Origin of the sequence: Spirosoma taeanense, from assembly GCF_013127955.1 — a bacterium.
GTDB classification, from domain to species: domain Bacteria; phylum Bacteroidota; class Bacteroidia; order Cytophagales; family Spirosomataceae; genus Spirosoma; species Spirosoma taeanense.
Genome location: NZ_CP053435.1, coordinates 113222 through 138666 on the forward strand (window position 1 = coordinate 113222; position 25445 = coordinate 138666).

Sequence of the window (25445 nt, forward strand, 5' to 3'; positions counted from 1 at the left end):
CATTCTGTATGACTCGCTGGGGAATTTTAGGACCGGGCCGCATTGCCCACAAATTTGCGCAGGATCTGCTCACGGTGCCTGGTGCTCAACTTTACGCGGTTGCGTCCTCAGACCAGCAACGGGCCGATGAGTTTGCGCAGCAATACGGTGCCACCCATGCTTTTGGAAGCTACGACGGTCTGCTGACACTCCCGGATCTGGATGTGGTGTATGTGGCAACCCCCCACGTCAAGCATCACGAAAATGCGTTGATGATGCTCAATGGTGGTGTTGCTGTGCTGGGAGAGAAACCCTTCGCAATGAATTCCGGGCAGGTTAGGGAAATGGTGGATACGGCGCGGGCGAAGCAGGTATTTCTAATGGAAGCTCTCTGGAGCCGTTTTATGCCAGGCATCGAGCAGGCGTTAAAATTAATCCAGTCGGGCGCTATTGGTAAGGTAGTTTCGGTCAAGGCCGACTTTGGCTTTAAGGCCCCATTCCTGCCGGAGAAACGCCTGTTCAACAAAGCCTTGGGCGGAGGTTCATTGCTCGACATTGGCATCTATCCGCTATTTTTATCTTACCTGATTTTAGGAAAGCCAACGGCTATCAAAGCGTTTGCAACCCTGGGCACAACGGGTGTCGATGAACAATGTGGCATGCTGCTATCGTATGCAAATGGGGAATTAGCCTTACTGGACAGCACCTTACTGGCGCAAACCGAAACGGCCGCTCTGATCTACGGCGAAGAGGGCCATATTCAGATTCATAGTCGGTTTCACGAGACGAAGGGATTAACGCTTACGGTGAATGATCAGGCGCCAACTACGTTTGAGTTTGATCGCAGCACGTTTGGCTATGATTATGAAGCGCGGCACGTAATGGACTGCTTGGCTGATGGATTAACAGAAAGCCCGCTCTGGTCGCTCGACGACAGTCTGAATCTTATGTCCCTGCTGGATGCCATAAGAGCCGAAGCCGGAATAGTGTATGAATAAGTCAGCATGCTGACCAGCAGAGACGGGTAGCTGTAGCGCCTGCTTACGTTCGAACGCGCTACGTCCTGTCATTTCTCCTTACCTTTGTGGCATGACTGATCGCTATGCCCAGCGCGGAGTTTCCGCCAGTAAAGAAGACGTTCATAACGCCATCGCCGAGCTCGACAAAGGCCTTTTTCCGAAAGCCTTCTGCAAGATTGTCCCCGACACCTTAGCCGGTGACCCGGATTTCTGCACCATAATGCATGCTGATGGAGCCGGAACTAAATCGTCGTTGGCTTATTTGTACTGGCGTGAAACCGGCGATCTGAGCGTCTGGCGGGGAATTGCGCAGGACGCCGTTGTGATGAACACCGACGATCTGATCTGCGTTGGCGCAACCGGCCCAATGCTGCTGTCTTCTACTATCGGGCGTAACAAAAATCTGATTCCGGGCGAGGTCATTGCCGAAATCATTAACGGCACCGAAGAAGTGCTGCAGATGCTACGGGATCACGGTATTGAGATTTACAGCACGGGTGGTGAAACTGCCGACGTTGGCGATCTTGTCCGGACTATCATTGTGGACAGCACTGTTATCGCCCGGATGCGACGCGATCAGGTTATTAGTAACGACCGGATTCAGGCGGGCGATGTTATTGTCGGACTGGCGTCGTTTGGGCAGGCAACCTACGAAACGCAGTACAACGGCGGCATGGGCAGTAATGGACTCACTTCGGCCCGCCATGATGTACTGGCGCACTACCTGGCCGACCGCTATCCCGAAAGCTTCGACCCCGCCATAGACCGTAATCTAATTTATAGCGGCTCACGACAGTTAACCGATGTGGTTGAACAAACTGGGCTGAACGTCGGTCAGCTTATTCTTTCGCCAACGCGCACCTATGCCCCCGTTGCAAAAACGCTGCTCGACGAGCTTCGGCCGTACATTCACGGAATGGTGCATTGTTCCGGTGGGGCACAGACCAAAGTGCTGCATTTTATTGATAATCTGCACGTAATAAAAAATAACCTGTTTCCAGTACCTCCTTTGTTTGAGATTATTCAGGCCGAGAGTAACACAAGCTGGCAGGAAATGTACAAAGTTTTCAATATGGGCCACCGGCTGGAAGTATATCTTTCTGAAGCGTACGCACAGCAGGTAATCGACGTAAGCCGCTCGTTCGGGATCGACGCGCAGGTAATTGGGCATGTCGAAGCCTATCAGGGAAAGAGAGTAACTATAGTTACTAAAATGGGTACATTTTTCTACTAATCCTTTGTAAATAAGCCAACTGTAAATACATTGCGGGCGTAACTTGTACCACACTTAAACATAGCCCGTTTGTGAAGAAAATCTACACGATTTGTCTTTGGCTCACCTTTATCTTCACTGCAAAAGCGCAGACAACCCACTTTCAACAAAATTTTTCAGCCGGAGGAACACCAGCCAGTTATACAGCCACTTCGCCCAACAATACGCAGTTTAACGCCCTGGCTGGTCTAAATCCGGTTATCACCAATAACGCTGTTCAATTCACAAGGCCTACGGACAGTGGGACCGGCTACATGCATCGTTCCGCTAATTTTGCTGGCCCGCCTACTTCACTACATGTTCAGTTCACCTTTGAGGTAGTATCGCACGACCCCGCGATAGCTGGAACAAGCGCTGTTATCTTTTATGTTGGCACTAACTTTAGTGCGTATCAAGGCCCTCAAAACCCAGATGTTGCTGATACGTATGCGCGGTTAGGCTTTAATTTACCCAACACTACATCGGGTCAGTTTCAGCTTAGAGCATCACCGCAGGGTGGCGGTAATGGCGGCACAAACAGCGCTGCCTTTTCAGGGCGGCAGACAATTACGTTCGCCATGAACAATACCGGAAGTAATAACTTCAACTATGTGTCGCCCACTGGATCATTGGAGGCATTGCCCAACGATACATACGATGTCTGGGTTGGCAATACAAAAGTTTTCAATGATTTACCCGTCCTGGTTCCCACCCAGCAGATTGCGAACTTTAAGTTTAGAATGAGTAACGGGGTTGGTGTCGTGCAGATTGGGAACATCCTTATGCGCGACATCGCTCAGGCCCTTCCTGTTGAACTGCTTTCATTTACGGCTAAACCTCAGGGCCAGCAGGTGCAGCTTGCCTGGGCCACTACCTCCGAGCGCAATGCCGATCGGTTTGAAGTGCAGCGCAGCCACGATCTAGGCGAGTTTCTGACTCTTGGCGAGGTCAGAGCCAAAGGCAATACCGATTTACGTCAGTACTACGGTCTGGTTGACGAGCGGCCGTTGGACCAGAGCAACTATTACCGGTTAAAACAGGTGGATCAGGACGGCACGGCGCATTACTCAAAAGTTGTGTCGGTCGTCATGGATAACCTGACTCCCGCTTTCGAAATACTGGGCAATCCGACCGATGGGCATAGCATTTATGCCGCCGTTCGGAATCTGGCCGGAGCGACGTATCGTCTGACTACTCTGGCCGGGCGCGACCTGTCCATGACTAACCAGATCCAAACCGACGGTTCGGTAGTTCTAACGCCTGCTCATCCACTTTCTTCTGGCATGTATCTGCTCGAAGCCAGCGCTGGCTCGAAGCGATTAGTACAGAAGGTAGTCATCCGTTAATAAGCTCAGCACTTGATTTCTTGTCCCAATACAGTAGCCCATACGGTATGGGTAGTCTTTTTATGAAATTCTTTTCTCTACTGTTAAGCTTACTGATTGCAAACAGCGCATTAGCTCAAACCTGTAACTGCACATACACTATTACAAAAACTGGCTCATACGACGGTACAGCCTTGAAAATTGGTCCCGGCGCTACCGTTTGTATTCAGGCGGGTAATTACGATTATCTACGGCTCAACAACTTCGTAGGTACGGCCGATAACCCAATCAAATTTGTGAATTGTGGCGGCTTGGTGGACGTAAACTATCCAACCGGCTCAACAACAGGTATTGCTTTTCAAGGCTGTCGCTACTTCCGAATCACGGGAACCGGCGATAGCAATTATTCATACGGTATCCGGATATCGAAGACTGGCCAGAGTATTTCCGGACTAAATATTACGACGTTAAGCACTGATTGCGAGGTCGATCACCTGGAAGTGTCGAACACGGGCTTTGCGGGAATCATGATCAAAACCGATCCAACCTGCGATCCGGCAACGCAGCGGGGAAACTTCACGATGTATAATGTGAAGGTGCACCATAACTACGTTCACGATACGATAGGCGAGGGCTTTTATATAGGAAACTCTTTCTGGAACAATGGGCACCCACGCACCTGCGAGGGCCAGAGCGTAAGGCTGCCTCCGCACGAAATAATTGGTTTGGAAATCAGCTACAACCGGTCAGAAAATACCGGCTGCGAGGGAATTCAGTATGCCTGTGCTCCTAACTCCAGGGTTCACCATAACACGGTAATTAATGCCGGAATTCAGCCCTTTGACCCGAATCAGGATAATGGCGTGCAGATTGGGGGCGGGGTAAGCGGCTGGTTTTACAACAACACCATTCAGAAGGCAGCAGGCGTAGGGCTGATTATCGTCGGTCACCTGGGCCCCAATTATGCGTACAATAATATCATCACCAATACGGGCGAAAACGGAATTTTCGTAGATGAGCGGACGGGGACATTAGCCAACGTAGACATCGTGTTAGCCAACAATACAGTAATCACGACTGCTAATGAAGGTATTCAGCTATACAACGAAACGCAGAATAACTACATCTTTAATTCGGTTATTCTGAATCCAGCCGACGGCAAGTTTATTTCGACGCTGAATAAAGATGTTCATTATACCGCCCAGAACAACTTCACTTCAATGAATATCGGAGACGCCAGGTTTGTGAACGCAACTGGTGGGGATTATCATCTGGCGGCTGGGTCTCCTCTGATCGATGCTGGGCAAAATATGAGCCGGTATGGTGTCACTACTGACTTATCCGACATAAGCCGTTTGTTAAGCAGTGCCTACGATGTTGGTGCCTATGAGTACGTAGCAACCAGCAGCACGCCCTTACCTGTCGAACTGCTTTCATTCACAGCTAAACCCCAGGGCCAGCAGGTACAGCTTGCCTGGGCCACTACCTCCGAGCGGGATGCCGATCGGTTTGAAGTGCAGCGCAGCCACGATCTAAGCGAGTTTGTGACCCTGGGTGAGGTTAAAGCTAAAGGCAATACCAGCCAGCGCCAGTATTATGGCCTGCTTGACGGACGCCCCCTGGATGGTGTTAACTATTATCGGCTACGGCAGGTGGATCAGGATGGTAAAACAGCGTATTCCAAAATAATATCAGCTGTCATAGATGAGTTAAGCCCCAGCCTTGAACTGCTGGGTAATCCAATCGACGGCAGACTAATCCAGGCCTCCGTCCGTAACCTGCCCGGTGCTAATTATCATCTATCAACACTTACCGGCCGTGAGCTAATGGTTAACAGCGACCTCCAGCCAGATGGTGTGCTGACACTAACGCCCGCACAGCCGTTACCTGCCGGCGTTTATCTTTTGTGGACCAATAACAGCGCCACACGGTTGGTACAAAAAATTGTTGTGTATTAACTCCTAACGCGAGTTGCAGGGTTAATACACAACAGAAATTAGTACAATAATCTACGCTTTGGCAATTCTTCTACAGTTGAAGTAGGACAACGGAATAGGATTTGAATTAATCCTTCCAGGTTAACCGTTATCTAATGGACATGTTATCCATTAGAGCTATGAAACAAACTGTGGGTATAGTAAGCCTGAGCCTTTTTATACTGTTTGCTTCCCGGACTGTACAGGCTCAATTAGCCAAAGGTTATACGCTTGGCGATGCCGTTGCTGATTTTCGTCTTAAAACGGTAGATGAACGAACTGTCTCACTAGCCGATTATCGGGATCACAAAGGAATAATTGTTGTCTTTACCAGTAATCACTGCCCGTTTTCTAACACCTATGAAGACCGGCTGCTGGCTCTTGACCGCAAATATGCTCCGCAGGGCTACCCGGTGCTGGCCATCATGCCCGCTGACTGGACTACTTACGAGGATGATTCCTTTGCAAATATGAAAGCTCGTGCTAGCGCAAAAGGGTATACGTACGCCTATGCCTTAGACGACACCCAGAGCGTAGCACGGGCATTTGGCGCAACCCGCACCCCGCAGTTGTATGTACTCAAACAAACCAAAGGGCAGTTCATTCTTGAGTACACCGGCACTATTGACGATAATCCGCAGGACAGCGCTGGGGTGCAACGGCATTATCTTGACGAAGCCGTAAGCAGTTTGTTAACTGGCAGACCTGTTCAATCGCCTATAACCAAACCAATCGGCTGCGCGATTAAGTGGAAAAATTAAGCGTATACCGCAAGACCACAAAAAGGCATTCTTGTCTTCTGGCACGGCGTTTGCCAAGCGGTTCTGTAAACAAACTACACAAGTACCGTTATGAGAAAGACAAGACTTATTCTTACCCAGATCAAGCATGTTGCTGGTACGGCAATGCTGGTCGCTTCACTGGCCCTTTTGCAGGCATGTAGCTCAGACAACAAAAATGAATCCCGGACAGAGGATGCTATGGAGCGCACCGGTGATGCCATGGAAGCTGATGCAAAAGATGCAACCGCCGAAACTCGTGAAGATCTGGATCGGGCGGGTGATAAAGTTGAGGCAAAAGCCGACGAAGTTGGCGACGATTTTGAGCGTGAGCGCAGAGAAGCTGTCGCCGACATGAGGGTCCAGAAAGACAAGTTAGACGCAAAAATTGATGAACTGCAGGCTGATATTAAGCGGCAGGGTGCTAAGGCCAAAGCTGAATCGAAACAACAGCTGGCCAAACTGGAAGATGAACGTAAAGAGTTAGGAAACGATATCGACAAGGCACAAAACGCTACGGCGGCTGCCTGGAAGGATATAAAAGCGGGCTTTAAGAAAGCTGGCCGAAACATCGGTAATGCTTTTGACCGGGCCGAAGATAAAGTAGATCCAGATGGGAAAGACGATTAAATGTCTTTCCTTTAGTGGTCTTAAAAACGCCGACTCACTGTTGTGGTCGGCGTTTTTATTGTGGAAAAGTGAGGAAAAGGTTCTACACGCTACGGGAGTTTGTGAAATTCTGTTCAGGAGAAATTGTACTAGGATAGCGTTTAGTATTAGAAGTGGCTACCTAAACAAGCTGTAGTCATCAGCGTTTATAAATAGTATGTTGCAGGTTGCTACGGTTACCCTTTTTCGCTACAAATTCCGCGGCCGGCTTCAGGCTTTCGCGAATATGGGGCGTTTTCTGATGAAGCCGTTTCGGGCTGATGGTTTACGATTCAGTAAACTTATGGGCAGTGGTATTGACTTTGGGCTTATCCCCGACTTTTCTACCTATGTTCACCTGGGTCTTTGGGAAACGGATGCTCATGCAACCGCCTTCTCACAAACGGACGTGTATCGGCATCTAAATCAGGGCACGGAGCAAACAGGTACTTTATATTTACAGCCCCGGCAATCTCACGGACTTTGGGACGGTCAGAATCCGTTTCAGGCTAACCCAGTATCGTCTTCTCTCCCGTCTGTTTCTCCCGTTGCCGTACTCACCCGCGCTACAATCCGACCCCGCGCTCTGGCCGACTTCTGGCGGCATGTACCACAGGCACGTCAGCGACTGCGCGATCAGAAAGATAATCTGCTGTTTGGGATTGGTGTCGGCGAGGTGCCGTTCATGCAACAATGTACAATCAGCGTCTGGCGCGACGCTACGGCCGTTGATCAGTATGCCTACCGGCAGAGCGGTCATAAGGAAATAGTCCGGCTGACCCGGCAGCGGCACTGGTATTCGGAAGAGCTGTTTGCCCGCTTTACGGTTTTACGGGCGACTGGAGCGCTATTTTCCAACGTCGAGAAACAACGGTTTTCAGCCGACGTATAATCTTGCCGGCCTATCTGCGAAAAAACCACGACTTTACTAAACCATCCGGACGCTTAACCCTTGTATTCCAGCGAGGAAAATTGTTATTTTGCGGGCTAAATTGTCTGTAAAAAGCGAAATGTCTGTCATTAACAAGATCAGAGAACGTTCAGGACTGGCTGTGGGTATTATTGCCGTCAGTCTGATTCTGTTCATTGTGGGAGGGGATTTGCTCGGCGGCCGTAGTATGCTGTTCGGCGGAAACCAACAGGAAGTCGGCGAAATCGCTGGCCAGTCCATTGATTATCAGGAGTTCAATGCCAAAGTAGATGAGCTTCGGGCGCAATACGAGCAGCAAACGGGTCGTGCACCAGCCGAGCAGGATATGGCTCAGCTTCGCGATCAGGCCTGGAATCAACTACTGTTTGAAATTGCCTACCAGGAACAATTTGATAAACTGGGTCTGAAAGTATCACCGGAAGAACTCGTGGACATGGTGCAGGGTAACAACATCAGCCCTGCCGTTCGGCAAGCTTTTACAAACCCTCAGACGGGCGTATTTGACAAAAGTGCAATCATCAACTACCTAAAAGGGTTAAAAAACCTGCCACCGCAACAGCAGGCGGCCTGGGCTAATTTCGAAAGAAACCTGCAGCAGGATCGGTTGCGCGAAAAGTACGAAGGGCTGATGCGTTTATCGGTGTTTGCAACAACCGCTGAAGCGCAGAAGGAATATCAGGCGCAGAATACAAAAGCCGACATCAAGCTTCTGTTCGTTCCTTATTACACGATCAATGACACGACCGTAAAGGTTACGGACGCACAGTTGCAGAGCTATCTGGACAAACATAAGGATGAATATCCGGGTGCCGATACACGCTCAATTCAATACGTTACGTTCTCGGTAGCTCCTTCCAAGGAAGATAGTGCCGCGCTTTATAACGAAATCAAAACGCTGGCTCGTGGTCTGGGCGCTGCTAAGAACGATTCTGCCTTTGCGCTGCAAAACAGCGACGTCCGCGTACCGCTCTATATGACGGCAGGCGAAATGCCTGAACAACTGCGGGCTTCTATTCCCACCTTTGCACCGGGTGGTATTTATGGCCCTTTCCGGGAAGGTAACACGTACTTTATCTATAAGTATGGTGGTACACGTAGAGACACCAGCTTTACGGCTCGGGCCAGTCATATTCTGATTCGGCCAACTGCGCAGACCGACTCGGCCAAAGCCGATGCCCGTCGCCGGGCGGAAAGCATTCTGAAGCAGATTCAGGGCGGAGCCAGCTTTGAAGCTCTGGCTCAATCGAACAGCGCTGATGGATCAGCGCAGAACGGTGGTGATCTGGGCTATTTTAAAAACAACGGGCAGATGGTCAAACCGTTTGAGTCGGCTGTATTTGAGGCAACGTCAGCCGGTTTGATTCCGCGGGTTATTGAAACCGATTTTGGATATCATATTATCAAGGTCACAGAACCCAAGACGAATCTGCTTTATCGCGTAGCAGCCATCGGTAAAGCCATTGCTCCAAGCCAGACGACCCGCGATGAAGCCCTCCGCAAAGCGGATCAGTTTGCTTCGCAGGTTCAGACGAAAGAAGAGTTTGACACCAAGGTAAAAGAAGATAAGTCGCTGGTTGTTGCTACGGCCGATCGTATCCCTGAGAGTGCCGCGAATATCAATGCGCTGGCTGACGCGCGCAGCATTGTTCGCTGGGCTTTTGACGATAAGACCGAAATTAACGACGTATCGGAGCCATTTGAAGTAGGTGATCAGTACGTTATCGCTGTTCTGACGAACAAGACGGAAAAGGACAACGTGAAAGTGGAAGATTTCCGTTCAGAATTAACCGCTAAGGTACGTAATGAACTGAAGGCCGAACAGATCATCAATAAACTGGGTAACTCCAGTGGCTCGCTGGAAAGCATTGCGCAGAAATATGGTGCAGGCGCGCTGGTTGAAGACGTACAGGATGTTAATCTGGCTAATGGATTTCTGCGCAGTGCCGGTGTTGATCCAGTTGCCCTGGGCCGCGCATTTGGGCAGAAGCCTGGTAAACGTTCGAAACCTATTATTGGTGATAGCGGTGTGCTGATTGTAGAAACGACGAAGCTTACGCCCGCGCCGACCGTTGCCGATTACGCGCTCTATAAGACCCAGATTCAACAGAATTCGGCTTCGCGTACCGGTTTTTATATCAATGAGGCTATCAAGGAAGCCGCTAAGGTAGAAGACCGCCGGTCTAAGTTCTACTAGAACCTGCAGGCACTTTATGAAAAACCCACATCTGATTTCCAGGTGTGGGTTTTTTCATGGCTTCAATCGACAATTGAGGTCATTTCACCTGCTCTTTGAGATAAGCGACCATTTTAGCTAGTGCCCGTGACCGATGGCTGATGGCGTTCTTTTCGACCATGCTCATCTCGGCAAACGTTCGGTCAGAGCCGTCGGGCAGGAAAACCGGATCATAACCAAACCCGCCGTTGCCACGCGGTTCTTCTAGAATTTGGCCTTCCACAATGCCTTCAAACTGGTGTTCGACACCGTGTAGCACCAACGTAAAGACAGTTACGAAACGGGCCCGTCGCGAGCCTGCGGAGGAAAGATTCGTTAATAATTTCTGGATGTTTCGGGCCGTATCGCGACTGCCGGAATAATGCGCTGAATTTACGCCTGGTTCACCGTTAAGTGCCTCTGCTTCCAAACCCGAATCGTCAGCAAAACACGACACGCCAAAATGCGTCCAGACGTAATCTGCTTTCTGGCGTGAGTTGCCCGAAATGGAATTTGTCGTTTCAGGTAGTTCGTCCGTGCAGCCGATGTCGCGCAGGGTTTTGAGGGTAAATAAATCGCCAAGCCAAGCAGCAACTTCATCCAGCTTATGTTGATTATTGGTAGCGAAGCAGAGTTCCATACGCATAAAAAAGCCGTTTGCAGATATAACTACAAACGGCCCCCGACTGGTACGATAAATTTATTCCACTTTAACGATTGTAATTTCAAACAGCAGCGGAGTATAGGGTAGAATCCGGTTGGTCCCACTTCCTGTACCTGTTACGCCATACCCTAAGCTCGAAGGAAAAATCAGCGTCGCTTTCTCACCGGCACGTAACGTAGCCAATCCATTCTCAAAGCCCGGTACTACCCGCTTTTCGCCAATTTTGACCTGAAAGGTGCCCGCTGTGCTGGCATCGAACGTAGTTCCGTTCAGACGCTTACCAGTATAGTTAAGCGTCACCGTTTTTCCAGTCGTGATAGCCATCGAATCGGCTGGCTGGCTCAATGTCTTAATAACGCGCAGGCCGTCGTCGGTTTTGGTAGTCACCGTAAGCTTGTTCGCACTGATATAATCTAGAATCCGCTGCTCTTCGGTACGCACGCTCACAATACGTAAATCGTAGCGTACCGGCGAATATTGGGGTAGCAGCAGCGTACCGATGCGGCCGCCGTCCAGATAAGCCGGAACCAGAACAGATCCTTCTTCGCCCTGACGTAATTTTAAAACGCCGGCATACTGGCCTAACGTAATTCCCGTAGTGTTGCTCTCTGCTAATATAACCGTAGCGGGATTACTGCCGGCTATATCCGAACTATCGACGATAACACCATCTAGTCGGCGGGTAATGTAATGGTACCGCACTTCGTCACCGGTTTGCGGAGCTTGACCAGTAGGTGCCGATTTTGTCTGAATAAAATATATGCCTTGCTCAGTCTTTGTCGCCGTCAGGTTATTCTGTTTAATATATTGATCAATTTCAGCTTCGTTCTCGCGTCGCTTACGGTCGGTCAGGTCTTCGCCCGGCTGTTGACACGACCCTAGTATAGCCGAAAAGGCCAGTAAACCATATATCCAGTTTAAACGGCTATTATTCACTTTCATAAATCTTGGAAACGCTTCTGAACGGGTCTAATTCAGCCCCGATTATATTTAGAACGTAAATCAACGACCTCTCTGTTCGTTGAGCTTCGTATTTGTTTATCCGGTCGGTTCTACAAAAAGTCCCGGAAGAACAAACTCTTCCGGGACTTTTTGTAGAACCGATGCATTTAATTTATTGACCCGGCTGGGGCATGCCCATTTGGCCAGCCTGGCCTTTCTGAATGTCTACCAGTTCGATATCGAACAGCAACACCGAATTGGGCGCGATACCCTGATTGCCGCGTGGGCCATAAGCCAGCGTTGAAGGAATAATCAGCGTCGCTTTTTCGCCTTTGTGCAGCTTCATTACGCCTTCTTCCCAACCCGGAATCACCTGACCAACACCAATCGGGAACTGAACTGGCTTGCCACCCGCCTGCGGATTCGATCGCGAGCTGTCGAATACTTTACCATTCAGCAGCTTACCCGTATAATGTACCTGCACAAGGTCGCCCCGCGATGGCGTTGGGCCACTACCCGGCTGTGTCACAACGTAATACACACCCGACTCAGTCTTCTGCGCTTTACCTGCCAGCCCGTTCTTAGCTACGTAATCCTGAATGATTTTCGCGTCAATGCCCTTCTGTTTCTCGTAGTCGGCCGCCTGTGCTTTCTTGTATTCTTCTTCCGACTGCACGTTCAGCACTTTTACGGCGATGCCGATGTCCGTACCTTTTTGAACACCCGGCGGTAGCGGCTGCATAGCCCGCGTGAACAGCGAATCGGCGCTTACGTAGAATGTTGCACTGTCACCTTTGCCGAGCATAGTCAAACCCTCTTCGTAGCTGCCTTTGAACGGCGGCACTTGTAACAACATCTGGAATGGCGCTCCCTCTTTATGCGTATCCCGCAGCACAGAGTCCTTATTGTTCATCAGCGTCAGGTGCAGCGTGATAATATCGCCGACTTTACCCTTACGTGTTCCTTCGGATTGTTCGTGAATCTGGTATTTCAGGCCGTTATCCGTTACCTGTACGCGGTTTTTACCGCAAGCCGCTACTACAGCGACGATCAGGGCGGCTTTCCCGAATTGTTTTAAAAACATGAGAAGTTACTTGTTTACTACTGAAAATTTAAATGATACAATCCGCCATAGCGGTTCACTCGTTACATTCTGGCATTACGGCAACTACTGATCAAACGACAAACTCCTGTTAAACTGTCTCCAGCAACTGTTGCTGATACTCCGGTAAAACCATCAGGAGTTTTTGTTCGGTTTCGGCCAGCGAAACCCTGGACCGCCCTCCGGCTGCGTTTCGGTGCCCCCCCCCGCCAAAATGCCTGCTGGCCAGCTCGCGTACGGAAAAATCGCCTACAGAGCGAAAGGAAATACGAATTTCCTCATTTCGGTCTATCAGAATAGCGGCCATCACCACGCCCTCCACGGCCAGCGCATAATTAACCATACCTTCTGTGTCGCCGGTTTTAGAGCGGTATTGTTTCAACTCACTATCTGTCAACGTGATGTAGGCAAATTTATATTCAGGCAGCACCTTTAATTTTTCGTTCAGGACGTAGCCCAGCAACCGAAACTTGTCGAGCGAAACGTTATCGAAAATGCGCCGGTGAATACTGCTTACGTCGATGTGAAGGTCAAGCAGTTCGGCCGCCATCCGGTGCACATTACCGGTGGTGTTGGAATGGCGAAACGAGCCCGTATCGGTCATCAGGCCAGAATACAAGCATTCGGCAATGGAGACGTCAATTAGACCTTTATCGCCTAATTGAACGATAAGCCGAAAAACCAGCTCAGCGGTAGCCGCAGCGGATGGGTCCCAAAACGCGATATCGGCAAACGATTCTGGCTCCAGATGATGGTCGATCAGAACTTTCCGGGCGCGGGATTGACGGACCATGGGGGCAAGGTCCCGGATGCGGTCCATACTGGAAAAATCAAGGCAAAAAATGACGTCTGCTTCTTCGATCAGTTGACTCACGTGTACCCGTATCTTCTCATCGAAGGCAATTACGTCGTCGTTACCCGGCATCCAGTGGAGATTCTGCGAGTAATCGGTTGGTGTTACAACGGTTACCCGATGCCCCTTCTTGCGGAGGTACCCCGCCAGCCCCAGCGACGATCCCATCGCATCGGCGTCGGGGTTCTGGTGGGTCGTAATCAGCACGGTTTGCGGTTGTCCGATAACCGCGCCAATCGCTTCAATGTCTTGCATATTCAAACAGCCAGAGCCGTAATCAAAGCTCAAAAGTACAAATAATTTGGATACCAGCGGGTAACACAAGGGTCGTGGCATTTCAGGCAAAACTACCTACCTTTGCCCCGCCTTATATAGGGCGAATAAAATTTGGATACAAATACTTAAAATGGCAACGAACCGAACGTTCACCATGATTAAGCCCGATGCCGTTGAGGCTGGGTACACTGGGGCAATTATTAAAATGATCGAGGAAGCGGGCTTCCGCATCGTGGCGATTAAAAAAACGCAGCTAACGTCTGAGCGGGCCGGTCAGTTTTACGCCGTTCATCGCGAACGGCCGTTCTATAACGACCTGCGGACTTATATGTCATCGGGTGCTATTGTCCCCATGATTCTCGAAAAAGAAAATGCGGTTGCCGATTTTCGTAAATTGATTGGCGCAACCAACCCGGCTCAGGCCGAAGAAGGCACCATCCGGAAGCTGTATGCCAGGTCGCTCGAAGCAAATGCTATTCACGGCTCCGACTCTGACGAAAACGCCGAGATTGAAGGGAATTTCTTCTTTTCGGCTACGGAACAATATTGATATATAAAACCGGATAAACGTACCGAGATAGGTAATCAACTATACTAGCGCGTTTATCCGGTTCTTTTCGTAGTATTTACAGAAATCGCGCAGGTCGCAACGCTCACACTTGGGCAAACGGGCCACGCAGATATAACGTCCGTGCAGAATAAGCCAGTGGTGAGCTTTAGGGACGTATTGTTTCGGAACGTGCGCCATCAGCGCCTTTTCAACAGCTAATGGTGTCGTCGCCGTAAGTGGAGCCAAGCCAAGCCGGTGCGACACCCGAAAGACATGCGTGTCAACCGCCATGGTTGGTTCATTATAAACTACCGATAGGATCACATGCGCCGTTTTGCGGCCTACACCGGGCAGTGTCTGTAGTTCTTCCACCGTTGCCGGAATCTCCCCCCCAAATCGTTCCATCACTGCCTTCGCCATACCAACCAGGTGCTTTGCCTTATTATTCGGATAAGACACACTGCGGATATACGAAAACACTTCTTCAACCGACGCAGCCGCCAATGACTCTGGTTCTGGAAAACGCGCAAACAGAGCTGGTGAGATCTGATTTATCCGTTTATCGGTACATTGGGCCGACAGAATAACGGCTGCCAACAGCTCAAATGGATTACTGAAATGGAGCTCGGTTTTGGGATCTGGATAGTGCTGAGTGAAGTACTCGATGAATCGGCGAAAACGCTCTTTTTTAAGCATAAAAAGTAAACTACATGGACTTCCAGAGCCGCTATAATTACCGGCTCTGGAAGTCCACGTTACATGAACAAAACCCAACTGCTGGTTACGGTTGTCGTAATCGAGCAGTTGGGTTTGCTGGATGGTTTTTAGAGTAATTCAGAATGTTCTGAATCGTACTTGCTCGTGGCTGGCGTTCAATTTTGTTCATCAAAGCCCGCAGTTCGAGGGCTTCGAGAAAGAACGTCATCAGTTCCGGCTCCGACATCAGGGCATCTTCAATGAGCAGATTTTCCTCGGGTGAGGTCTCCTCGTAGACATACCGGACTACATCATCTTGGGTAAATGTTTTTATCATAACTCGGCGAACGTTTGCTCAGTTGTTTGCGCAGATTAATCAACGCATAACGCATACGTCCCAAAGCCGTGTTGATGCTGACGCCGGTTGCATCGGCAATCTCCTGGAAACTCATTTCCTCGTAGTGCCGCATGATGAGCACCTGGCGCTGTTGTTCCGGCAACCGCTGAATCAATTCGCGCAAATGCTCGTGTGTTTCCTGGCGAATCTGCAGCGATTCAACAGAATCCTCCGCAAACTCAAGCGTATTAAACACACTGCTTCCGTCTTCAAACACCACACTGGGGTAGCGTTTATCTTTTCGGAAATAGTCAATTGCCAAGTTGTGAGCGATTCGGATGATCCAGGGCAGAAATTTTCCTTCCTCGTTATATTTACCCGACTTTAGCGTGTCCACGGCCTTTATGAACGTGTCCTGCATCAAATCTTCCGCCACATACTGGTCTTTTACTATCAGGTAGATGGTGGTGTAAATTTTCGATTTATGCCGTTGCACTAATTTAGCAAAGGCTTTTTCATTACCTCGGATATACAGGGAAATCAACTCACTGTCGTTTACCTGGGCTTTTTCCATTTTCAGTAAGACAATTAAGTAACGTAGAGCTGTTTCTCGATAGTATATGCAGGTTATGTTTTTTGTGAATTGAAAAAATGCAGGAATCAAAATAAAGCTTTTGCCTGTTCATTTGCAAATGTATAGTACAAAATATTTGCCAAATCGCAGATAATATTTAGAAAATTCGGACCATTCGCTCAGTTTTAAGAATAAACTATAAATATAGTCAGAAAGACTTATTTGAAGAAATAATTGTACTTACGGATGCTTCTACGCTATAGACCCTAAATTATTACCGATCGTTTAAGCCAAACGTAAAAAAAGTTTAGGAATTTATTTCCCGGCCTTTAAAAAATACGACTAAGAGGCCAAAGACTATTCCGGTTGAGTGAAGCGAAGTTTTTTGGGCTAAACTCTTGATAGTCTGGTTAAAGTGGGTACTTTTAACCTCCGAACAGACGGTTTATCCGTCAACTTGGCGACCTATGGGACGTTCAGTAATTTGGATTCTGCTGTTGATTGGTTATGGTCAGTGTCAGGCGCAAACGCGTCCGATCCTGCCTGAACTTGATTTTGATCGTCGGTCTGATGATCACTATATGGATAGCCTGCGGACGATCGGCCATCGCTATATCCGGTTCACGGAACGATTACCCCATACGCTGTCTAACGACACGCTCCGGCTCGAAGGCTTACGAAATCTGGCCGTTATATTCAAACAGTGGCGACACGAACGTAGCGATAGCAGCCTCTACTATGCTGACCGCCTGGTGCAGCAGGCGCGGCTACTGCATAACTCGCTGTATCAGGTCCGGGGGCTAATGCTGTCAGAATATTACTACCGCATCCTGAAAAATGACTTCCCGCGTGCTTTGCAGATTAACAAGCAGGCTTCTGTCTTATGCGCAGGTCTGCCCAGACGAAGTTCGCCCCTTTGGCAGGTAGAGATGAACATGGGTGAAATTTACACCTTGCTCAAAGACTACCCAAATGCTTTGAAAAGCTACCAGAAATCGTTGAGTCTATTACCGCACAATACGCTTGTCTCCAGGCAGAACCGCAAGCTGCTGATGGCGCAGGCAACGAGTCAGATTGGTGAGGTCTATGAAATTCAGGGCCAATTCGAGGCTGCTCAGGCTCAGTATCAGGAGAGCCGTCGGTTAACGCGGGAAACAACCTCGCAAACTAATATCGCCTACGCCGATGAGCGATTAGGCGACTTTTATACGAGCCGTCAGCAGCCACAACAGGCTATTGCTTATTTTGAAGAAGCACTGAGTGTCTGGACGCGGCTTCATAATGAGTTGGGGCAGGCATCAGTCTGGGCGCGTTTGGCAGAGTGTCATGTTCAGACAGGACAATACGGGGTAGCGATTACGTATGGCGAACGCTCATTGGCTGCGCTGGTCGGTACGAGCAATCTCCGGGTGCGTCAGATGGCTAATCTGGCTCTATACCATGCGTATCGGGCGTCGAATATGCCAGAAAAAGCCCTGGTTCAATTTGAACAGTATACGGTTCTGAAGGATACGCTGAATAGTCAGAAACGGGTAGAAGAAACCCTGGCCATGCAGAATGAATACACTATTCGGCAACTGCGTGATGAATCTGAGAAACAACACCTGATTCAACAGCGTCAACTTATGGATGTGCGTCGGCAGGCTGAGATAGCCCGATTGCGGGCCGCGGCCGAACGCGAACAGATTGCCGGTGAAAACCGTATGAATCAACTTCGGCAGCGGATTGAAACGGAACGCCTGCGCGCCGATTCAGAAAAAAATCGGCTGGAGCAGCGAGCCCGTATTGAAGCGCTCAGTTATGCTATTGAACAGGAGTCACTGATGCGGGTCGTTCTCGTTTGTGGCGTAGCAATGCTGCTGGTCTTCGTAGCGGTTTATTACCGTAAGAGCCGCCTGATTGCCCGGCAAAAGCAGGAGATTGAAGAGTTCAACCGCGGCCTAGAAGACAAAGTTGCGGTTCGCACGGCGGAGTTGAAACTAGCCAACGATCAATTACGGGCCAAAAATCGCGAAATTGAGGAAGCCCTCCTGCGTGGGCAGACGCTTGAACGTAAGCGGATGGCGGCCGATCTTCACGATAGTCTGGGTGGTTTACTAGCCGCAATTAAAACCAGTTTGTCGGCGCTGAATCCGGTACAGATGCCGGAGCGTGAGCAGCAGATTTACCGGAATCTGCAAAATATGACCAAAGAGGCTTTCGCTGAAATTCGCTATCTCTCGCATAACCTCCAGCCCGATGAACTGGAAAAACAGGGACTGTCGGAAGCGTTACTACGGTTGGTTAAAAAGCTGAACTTATCACAGCAGATTACCTTCCGGCTCGATCAGGCAGAACTCATTCGTCTGGATAAAACTACGGAGTTTAATCTCTATTCGATCTGCATTGAACTGTGTAGTAACATACTACGTCATTCAGAAGCTACTGAGGCCGACATTCTGTTCCGCCGGTTTGGCAGTGAACTGAATATGATTGTAAAAGACAACGGTTGTGGTATGGACCCCGCTGATGCTACAGGCATGGGACTTCGTAACATACAGGCTCGGATGGATACTATCCGGGGACGGTATGAGGTGCATTCGGGGGTTGGAGAAGGCACTACGTTTATCTTTATTTTACCCACCTCGTCTGATATGGCAACGGCCTGATAAGCAGTGCTTAGCCAATCACCTGCTTTTCGATGAGAAGAATAAACAGGTGAATAACCTTAATATGAATTTCCTGAATTCGGTCGGCGTAGCCAAAGTGTGGTACGCGAATCTCAACATCGGCCTGCCCGGCGAGTTTGCCGCCATCTTTGCCGGTCAGCAAAACCACCTTCATGCCTTTCGCCCGGGCAGCCGCTACGGCCTGAATGATATTAGCTGAATTGCCACTGGTGCTCAAGCCAAGCAGAATGTCGCCTTCGTTACCTAACCCTTCAATGAAGCGTGAAAAAACGAATTCATAGCCATAATCATTGCTGACGCAGGAAAGATGACTCACGTCAGAAATAGCAATGGCGGCTAAAGAACGACGATTATCGCGATACCGACCGGATAGCTCTTCGGCAAAATGCATAGCATCGCAGTGTGAACCTCCGTTACCGCAGGATATAATCTTGTGGCCATTTCGAAGCGCATTGGCCATAAGCCGGGCCGCCTGTTCAATAGCCGTCAGATGATCGGGATTGCTGAGAAAGGTATCTAAAACGGATTGAGCTTCGGTTAGCTCCTGACGGATAATATCGAGCATGAAGGGGCGATTTGTTGATAAGTCGGCTCGTAATCGGAAAGCCAATTGACCACAAACTTACGTATTACGTACCAACTCTGATCTGACCAGGTTAGAACACCCAGTTCCGGTAGGGCAGGTTCCAGCGCAGCGCAAAGCTGGCGACATTATCAATATAACTGTCGGGGCGATATTGACTGTCTTTGAATCGGTACAGAAAACGACCTTCCAGGAACACATTATGCCGGATCATATATGACGCGCGCAGGTCAGCGTAAGTAACCAGGGTTCGGCGGCCCTGCCCAATAAAATTCCCTTCGTCACGAACCCGGCTATCGTAATTAAGAAGAATATTTCCGCCGTAATTACGTCCCGGTGGGTCGGCGCCAAAACTCATCAGACCAAAAATGCCGTTGGCATACAGCCGCTTACGCTGATACCGAACAATGCCCAGCCCCTCAACAAAGTTAGCGCCCAGCGGGTGAGTCATGGGTTGGCTATAATGCGCATAATTGGCTTGCCCCGCCGTGACGAAGGGTGTAGTCAGGTGCGAGTACGTATACGGGCGGGCCAGGTTCAGTTCGGCCTGAACGTCGAGATTCGGTACGTCGAGTACATCGATGTATTTAACGCCTGCTTGAAACGCGAACTTATTGGTCCACGCGCCCTTGCCGCCGGTCAGATCTTTCAGCAGAAACTCGTCGAGCAGAAACTGGCTGTAGAACAGAAAATGCGTGAATAGAGTGGCTTTAAAATCAAGCCCGATCATAGCATTGTCTGCGCTGCCGCGGTACGACTCAACGAAGCGGTAAAAAATAATCGGGTTGAGGTAATTCAGGTCTAGCCGATCCCGACTGAATACTTCAGCTTCAAATACCCCCAGGTTAATCTGGGGCGTAATATTGACACTAAGGTGGTGCATAGCCGCGAACTTCTGCGTGAATAAACTACTGCCAACTTTTACGTCCTGGGTGTTCTGAAGTTCGGTAAACAGATTCGTGTACTGAATTTTCTTGCCGAGCCGGGTCGTCAGTTTCAGGAACAGGTAAGGGGCGCTGTTATCTGACAACAGTAGGGATCGGAACCCGTTACCAAAGAAGTTTCGATCATGGCCAAACTGCAGATTAATAATCTTCAGGATATTCAGCGTAAAATAACCCCGTGCGGTCAGGAAGTCTGTGCCATTCTGACGAAAAGGTTTGGCAAACCCTTCGCCGGGTGCGAAGCCAACACCAGAAATGGGACGGCGGTAGAGTTGAGCGTAATCGTTGACGTATTGAGGGTAAACCGCCTGATTGTCGGCAAAGAACGTATAAAAGCCCAGCTTTTTGCCAATGGTGCCGCGCACTTCCAGCCCCCGGGTATTAACAAAAGGATAATGGCTGGAAGAGGTATTCGCTTCCCCCTGGCCTGAAACCTGCTCGGCCCCAATTCCAAAATAGATAACCGGACTTACGTGCAGGTCAACGTCGGGTGTTTGCAGGCTATAGAAGTCAGCTTTTTTACGGTAAAAAACTTTCAGAAATGGCTTCTCGCTGTCGCCTGGGCCGGGGGCAGGCAGTAAGTGTTTGGTAAACGGATCAGGCCTGAGCGAGTCGGCTTTTGACGGTACCCATTCCCAGCTGTCGTCGCGCAGATAACTTAGGTTGAAATAGTCCGTATCCGAAAAATCGCGTCCGGGAGCGGCCAGCAGGCTATCAGTTAGCTGCACAACGCTTTGGCGGTTATAGGGTTTTACGGAACTATGGAAACCATCTGCCCAGCGGCCCTGTCGAATTTCCAGCCGATCAATGAGGTGGTAGTAATCCGCGTTGAGGGGAATAAATGGACTCTGTGACCAGGCTGAAAACGATACTACCAAAAAGCTGAAAACGTAAAAAAATCTGCGCATACAAGTCACCGGCTAACTCGCCCTGCTCCTTATTTCTTCTCTGAAAACCTTATCTGACCGACAAATTAGGGAATTGGTTTGGATATACACGAGCCCTCCGGCTAATTTAGGCGGCAATATCCCTGCGCTCTATGTTTGTTTTTGCTCAACAGCCTTCGCTGGCCAACCAGTTTGTGGCCGAACTTCGCGACGTTTCGGTGCAGAAAGACCGTCTGCGCTTCCGCCGGAATCTGGAACGGCTGGGCGAACTGATGGCTTATGAAATCTCGAAAACAATGCCATTTCATAATGTGGCTATCCAGACTCCATTGGGTATTGCCCATACGCAGCTGCTTCGGCAGCAGCCTGTTCTGGCTACGATTTTGCGGGCGGGATTACCGTTCCATCAGGGGTTCGCGAATTATTTCGATGGGGCGGAGAATGCGTTTGCCGGTGCTTACCGAGGATACGCTCCGGGCGAACACGATGAGTTTGAAATTGCGATGGACTATATCGTTGGGCCCGATCTAAGCGGTAAAACGCTTATACTTTGCGACCCCATGCTGGCCACGGGCCGTTCCCTCGAAAAAGTGTATCATGCCATGTTACGGTATGGCATTCCGGCCCAGACTCACATTGCCGCCGTGCTGGCCAGTCCGGAAGGTGTCCGGCATGTGCAGGAGCAGTTACCCCAGTGTCACCTGTGGCTGGGTGCCATTGACGACCATCTGAACGAACATTTTTATATTGTGCCGGGCCTTGGCGATGCCGGTGATCTGGCGTTTGGCGCCAAGGTATAGTTTATAAAAAAAGCCGTTAGTCAATCCTGCGATTAACTGACGGCTACATGCGTAAGGGTTTTTAACGAAGGTCCACAACCTCAACGCCGGGGTACTTTGTTTTATCAAAAGCAAAATACGAATCCGTTACATTCACGTTCGGCGTAAACTTCGTGATCGTGTAGGACGTACGTTTGCCGTCTTTGTTAACGATTACCCAGTTCCGGACAGATTTGTCGGCTTTATCGACTGAAATCTGAACCGTCGCGATCGGGCTCTTCTCGCGGTTTGGCGTCAATTCAATTACTTCCAGTGTCCGGCCGCCCTGCTTTTGTTCTTTCACAAACCGGTAGTCAAAGCCGCGTTTGTAAATGCTATAGATTTGCGCAGGATTCAGTTCGCTATTCGCGCTGGCATCGTAATCCTGTACATTCACTTCATTTGATTCCTTAATGTACGTAGACATCGTTTTGCCGTCGTTGAAAACTTCCTGCCCGCCTAACGTCAGTCGAAATTTATTGTCTTTTACGGTCAGATCGCCTTTATAAGACTCACTGGCACCTGCCCCGGCGCTGGCGTACGTAAAAGCCGCCTGATATGATTTCAGGGCTTTGTACTTTTTACTCATCGCGTCCAGAATGGTTTGTGCCCGCTTGTCTTTCTGAGCTAAGGCGGGTAGCGAAAGCACTACGGCCAGACTCAGCATCCATGCTACTTTTTTCATTTTTATAGGTGTTACTCGTAAATTTAGATGGTTGGAACAACTTGCAGCGCTTGCTGTCCTCTTGGCTTAGACCACAAATGAAGGTGAAAAGTTTAATCGTGATTCAACAGCTCTACGGTGGCCTGATTGGAAGGTTATTTATTCGCCTTTCAGTCGCTTCAGCATTTCTTCCAGGGTCTGCAAATCCGTAACCAGTACGTCGCGGGCCTTGCTGCCTTCAAACGCTCCCACAATCTTGGCCGCTTCTAACTGGTCAATCAGTCGGCCAGCCCGGTTATAGCCGAGTTTGAGTTTACGCTGAATGAGGGACGTACTGCCCTGCTGATGAATCACAATCAGGCGAGCCGCTTCATCGAACATGGGGTCGCGGTTGTCGAGATCAACGTCTTTTTCGTCACCTTGTCCACCGTCGTCACCCACAAATTCGGGAAGGGCATAGGCTTCTTCGTAACCTCGCTGATTGCCCACAAACTCACAGATTTCTTCAATCTCATTGGTATCCACAAACGGGCATTGCAGGCGAATAATGTCGGAATTGGACGACAGCAGCATATCCCCCATACCGACTAACTGTTCAGCTCCACCCGTATCCAGAATCGTCCGGGAGTCAATTTTAGAAGTTACTTTAAACGATAGACGGGCCGGGAAGTTGGCTTTAATCAGACCTGTAATGACGTTGACCGATGGTCGCTGCGTAGCCACAACCAGATGAATACCAATGGCCCGGGCCAGCTGTGCCAGTCGGGCAATGGGCTGTTCGACCTCTTTACCGGCGGTCATCATCAGATCGGCCAGCTCATCCACAATCAGCACAATGTAAGGCAGGAAGCGGTGCCCCTTATCGGGGTTGAGCCGTCGTTTAACGAACTTCGCGTTGTATTCCTTCAGGTTCCGACAACCCGCATCTTTAAGCAGATTGTAGCGGTTGTCCATCTCAATACAGAGCGAGTTGAGTGTGTTGACAACCTTCTTAGTATCGGTGATGATCGGCTCCTCCGAGTCAGGAAGCTTAGCCAGAAAGTGCCGCTCCAGTTTGTTAAAAAGGGTTAATTCAACCTTTTTTGGATCAACCAGGACCAGTTTGAGCTGCGACGGGTGCTTCTTGTAAATCAGTGAAGTCAGCAGGACATTCAGCCCGACGGACTTACCCTGCCCCGTAGCTCCGGCCATGAGCAGGTGCGGCATCTTTGCCAGGTCGGCCACGTAAATTTCGTTCGAGATGGTCTTGCCTAGCACCACTGGCAGGTCGAACTTACTATTGGTGAATACATCGCTGGTAATAACCGACCGCATGGAAACCATTTCGCGGTTCTTGTTCGGTACTTCGATGCCAATGGTACCCATACCCGGCATGGGCGCGATAATCCGAATACCGAGCGCCGACAAATTCAGCGCAATGTCGTCTTCAAGACTCTTGATTTTTGAAATACGGACTCCTTTGGCCGGTACGATTTCATACAGCGTTACGGTTGGCCCAATGGACGCCTGAATAGAGTCAATTTCGATACCGAAGTTGCGCAGGGTATTCTCAATTTTCTCTTTGTTCGCCGTCAGTTCATCGTCAGATACCTGCGCCTTACGGTTATTTTGATATTCGGTCAGAAGCTCGTTGGTCGGATATTGATACTGCGGCAGGTCGAGGGTAGGGTCATATAAACCATGCAGGGCTACCAGATCGTCTTCTTCAAACGGGTCAGGCTCAAACGTTGGTGCGGGCGTAGCGCTTAACTCGCCTGTTTCTTCCTGCAGTTCATCGACGATCGCATCCCGATTCTTAATGGTTAATGTAACGCCGGTGGCTTTGGCAATTACGTCCGGCAGAGGGGTTTCCGGGTAGCTGGTATCGGCCTGTAAGGTATCTATAGACGTAACGGCTGCTTCAGGTTCTGTAACGGGGAGGCTTGATTCATTCACAATCGGCAGACTGTCCAACGTATCGGTGTCCTCTTCATCCGGTTCTGCATCGCCGTCTTCGTAGGTTTGAAGGGTATCGTCGCTCTGACTGGTCAATGCAGAAGAGGGGCTGGTGGCAAAGGACGGAAGTTTCAGGTTACGTACATCATAGAAATAAACGACGAACATGAACAGGACGAACCCAATAAACGCCAGGTTTCCCCACCCAAACAGGCTATGTAAGGCGCTGTTCATTTCGTACCCAATGCCTCCGCACCAGAAGCTGGCCGTTTCGGCGGAGTCAGTTACCAGAACTATATAGCCCAGAAAAAGGCTGCTCCAGACTGCCAGAAATAACAGCCCTGTCGTGGCTCGCCTGAGCGGTAATAACTCATGCCCAAACGTAAGCTTATACCCAGCCAGGAACATGATAATCGGTAAGGCCAGAGCCCCCACGCCAAACCACCGAAATACAAACGCCTGGGCAATCAGCGCACCCGCCAAACCAAGCCAGTTGCGCGTTTCAGAACCTGTTTCGGCCAGCGGTTCGGAAAAGGCCGATCCAACGACACTCTGGTCTGCCGGACCGGTAATCAGGTAAGACGTAAACGCTACTAACAACCCAATTGCCAGCAGCATCAGCAAAACGCCAAAGGTCAGCGTAGAGCGCTGGTCCGTCAGCCACCGGTCAAGTGCGGCTGCCCAGTCAAACGAAGGGCGTTTGGGACGAGCCCTAGGGGTTGACGCGCCTTCGCGGGCTGGCCGGGGGGTATTCTGTCGAACGCGCTCCTGGGGCGGTTGGCGAAGTGTATTCTGACGGGGTGAAGTGGTTGGTTGTGCCATGCGTGGGT

22 protein-coding genes are annotated in these 25445 nt (G+C 49.9%); 11 read left to right on the top strand and 11 right to left on the bottom strand.

The features are described 5' to 3' along the window. The first annotated feature begins 8 nt into the window (after positions 1-8). From HNV11_RS00570 to HNV11_RS00605, 8 genes are all read left to right on the top strand, one after another. Positions 9-977, top strand: coding sequence for a Gfo/Idh/MocA family protein (locus tag HNV11_RS00570; protein WP_171737801.1), 969 nt, complete (start codon positions 9-11; stop codon positions 975-977). 91 nt (positions 978-1068) lie between these two features. Then, positions 1069-2232, top strand: coding sequence for an AIR synthase related protein (locus HNV11_RS00575; protein ID WP_171737802.1), 1164 nt, complete (start codon positions 1069-1071; stop codon positions 2230-2232). Between the two features lie 596 nt (positions 2233-2828). Further along, on the top strand, positions 2829-3596 hold the full coding sequence (locus HNV11_RS00580) for a T9SS type A sorting domain-containing protein (RefSeq protein WP_171737803.1): 768 nt from the start codon (positions 2829-2831) through the stop codon (positions 3594-3596). 173 nt (positions 3597-3769) lie between these two features. Continuing rightward, positions 3770-5533, top strand: a complete 1764-nt coding sequence (locus HNV11_RS00585) for a right-handed parallel beta-helix repeat-containing protein (RefSeq protein ID WP_240163668.1) — start codon at positions 3770-3772, stop codon at positions 5531-5533. A gap of 158 nt (positions 5534-5691) precedes the next feature. Next, positions 5692-6312, top strand: a complete 621-nt coding sequence (locus HNV11_RS00590; RefSeq protein ID WP_171737805.1) for a thioredoxin family protein — start codon at positions 5692-5694, stop codon at positions 6310-6312. Between the two features lie 90 nt (positions 6313-6402). Beyond that, positions 6403-6960 (top strand): sll1863 family stress response protein, encoded by a 558-nt coding sequence (locus tag HNV11_RS00595; RefSeq protein WP_171737806.1) that lies wholly within the window; start codon positions 6403-6405, stop codon positions 6958-6960. A 265-nt stretch (positions 6961-7225) separates the two neighbouring features. Continuing rightward, positions 7226-7870 carry a DUF3291 domain-containing protein gene (locus HNV11_RS00600; RefSeq protein WP_240163670.1) on the top strand — a complete coding sequence of 215 codons (645 nt, stop codon included), beginning with the start codon at positions 7226-7228 and terminating at the stop codon, positions 7868-7870. Between the two features lie 118 nt (positions 7871-7988). Further along, positions 7989-10103 (top strand): peptidylprolyl isomerase, encoded by a 2115-nt coding sequence (locus tag HNV11_RS00605; RefSeq protein ID WP_171737807.1) that lies wholly within the window; start codon positions 7989-7991, stop codon positions 10101-10103. 79 nt (positions 10104-10182) lie between these two features. Here the strand turns inward: HNV11_RS00605 and rdgB are convergent, their stop codons facing one another. The 4 genes from rdgB to HNV11_RS00625 form a co-directional block, all read right to left on the bottom strand. Continuing rightward, the gene (gene rdgB, locus HNV11_RS00610; RefSeq protein ID WP_171737808.1) at positions 10183-10761 is read right to left on the bottom strand and encodes an RdgB/HAM1 family non-canonical purine NTP pyrophosphatase; all 579 of its coding nucleotides are present in this window, start codon (positions 10759-10761) and stop codon (positions 10183-10185) included. A gap of 60 nt (positions 10762-10821) precedes the next feature. Beyond that, positions 10822-11727: an FKBP-type peptidyl-prolyl cis-trans isomerase gene (locus tag HNV11_RS00615; RefSeq protein ID WP_171737809.1), complete on the bottom strand. Its 906-nt coding sequence runs from the start codon at positions 11725-11727 to the stop codon at positions 10822-10824. Positions 11728-11899: 172 nt separating this feature from the next. Beyond that, complete coding sequence (locus tag HNV11_RS00620) at positions 11900-12811, bottom strand: FKBP-type peptidyl-prolyl cis-trans isomerase (RefSeq protein ID WP_171737810.1); 912 nt, start codon at positions 12809-12811, stop codon at positions 11900-11902. A gap of 109 nt (positions 12812-12920) precedes the next feature. After that, complete coding sequence (locus tag HNV11_RS00625) at positions 12921-13937, bottom strand: DHH family phosphoesterase (protein ID WP_171737811.1); 1017 nt, start codon at positions 13935-13937, stop codon at positions 12921-12923. 151 nt (positions 13938-14088) lie between these two features. Between HNV11_RS00625 and HNV11_RS00630 the strand changes: the two genes are divergently transcribed. Continuing rightward, positions 14089-14508, top strand: a complete 420-nt coding sequence (locus HNV11_RS00630) for a nucleoside-diphosphate kinase (RefSeq protein ID WP_171737812.1) — start codon at positions 14089-14091, stop codon at positions 14506-14508. Between the two features lie 39 nt (positions 14509-14547). Here HNV11_RS00630 and nth read toward each other — a convergent pair whose 3' ends face one another. The 3 genes from nth to HNV11_RS00645 form a co-directional block, all read right to left on the bottom strand. Then, positions 14548-15204 carry an endonuclease III gene (nth, locus tag HNV11_RS00635; protein WP_171737813.1) on the bottom strand — a complete coding sequence of 219 codons (657 nt, stop codon included), beginning with the start codon at positions 15202-15204 and terminating at the stop codon, positions 14548-14550. An 85-nt stretch (positions 15205-15289) separates the two neighbouring features. Continuing rightward, the gene (locus HNV11_RS00640) at positions 15290-15541 is read right to left on the bottom strand and encodes a hypothetical protein (protein ID WP_171737814.1); all 252 of its coding nucleotides are present in this window, start codon (positions 15539-15541) and stop codon (positions 15290-15292) included. After that, positions 15516-16115, bottom strand: coding sequence for an RNA polymerase sigma factor (locus tag HNV11_RS00645; RefSeq protein ID WP_093826131.1), 600 nt, complete (start codon positions 16113-16115; stop codon positions 15516-15518). The genes HNV11_RS00640 and HNV11_RS00645 overlap by 26 nt, the downstream gene beginning before the upstream one ends. 467 nt (positions 16116-16582) lie before the next feature. On the opposite strand from HNV11_RS00645, the gene HNV11_RS00650 reads away from it, so the two are divergent. Next, positions 16583-18763: a tetratricopeptide repeat protein gene (locus HNV11_RS00650; RefSeq protein WP_171737815.1), complete on the top strand. Its 2181-nt coding sequence runs from the start codon at positions 16583-16585 to the stop codon at positions 18761-18763. A gap of 10 nt (positions 18764-18773) precedes the next feature. Here the strand turns inward: HNV11_RS00650 and lpcA are convergent, their stop codons facing one another. Both lpcA and HNV11_RS00660 read right to left on the bottom strand, forming a co-directional pair. Next, entirely contained in the window at positions 18774-19349 is a 576-nt protein-coding gene (lpcA, locus tag HNV11_RS00655; RefSeq protein WP_171737816.1) for a D-sedoheptulose 7-phosphate isomerase, read from the bottom strand. Between the two features lie 91 nt (positions 19350-19440). Then, positions 19441-21219, bottom strand: a complete 1779-nt coding sequence (locus tag HNV11_RS00660; protein ID WP_171737817.1) for a hypothetical protein — start codon at positions 21217-21219, stop codon at positions 19441-19443. 131 nt (positions 21220-21350) lie between these two features. On the opposite strand from HNV11_RS00660, the gene upp reads away from it, so the two are divergent. After that, a complete protein-coding gene (gene upp / locus HNV11_RS00665; protein ID WP_171737818.1) occupies positions 21351-21998 on the top strand; it encodes a uracil phosphoribosyltransferase in 648 nt (215 codons plus the stop codon). A 61-nt stretch (positions 21999-22059) separates the two neighbouring features. Here the strand turns inward: upp and HNV11_RS00670 are convergent, their stop codons facing one another. Together HNV11_RS00670 and HNV11_RS00675 are read right to left on the bottom strand one after the other, a co-directional pair. Next, positions 22060-22701: a LolA family protein gene (locus HNV11_RS00670; protein WP_171737819.1), complete on the bottom strand. Its 642-nt coding sequence runs from the start codon at positions 22699-22701 to the stop codon at positions 22060-22062. Between the two features lie 138 nt (positions 22702-22839). After that, positions 22840-25437, bottom strand: coding sequence for an FtsK/SpoIIIE family DNA translocase (locus tag HNV11_RS00675; RefSeq protein ID WP_171737820.1), 2598 nt, complete (start codon positions 25435-25437; stop codon positions 22840-22842). Between the last annotated feature and the right edge of the window lie 8 nt (positions 25438-25445).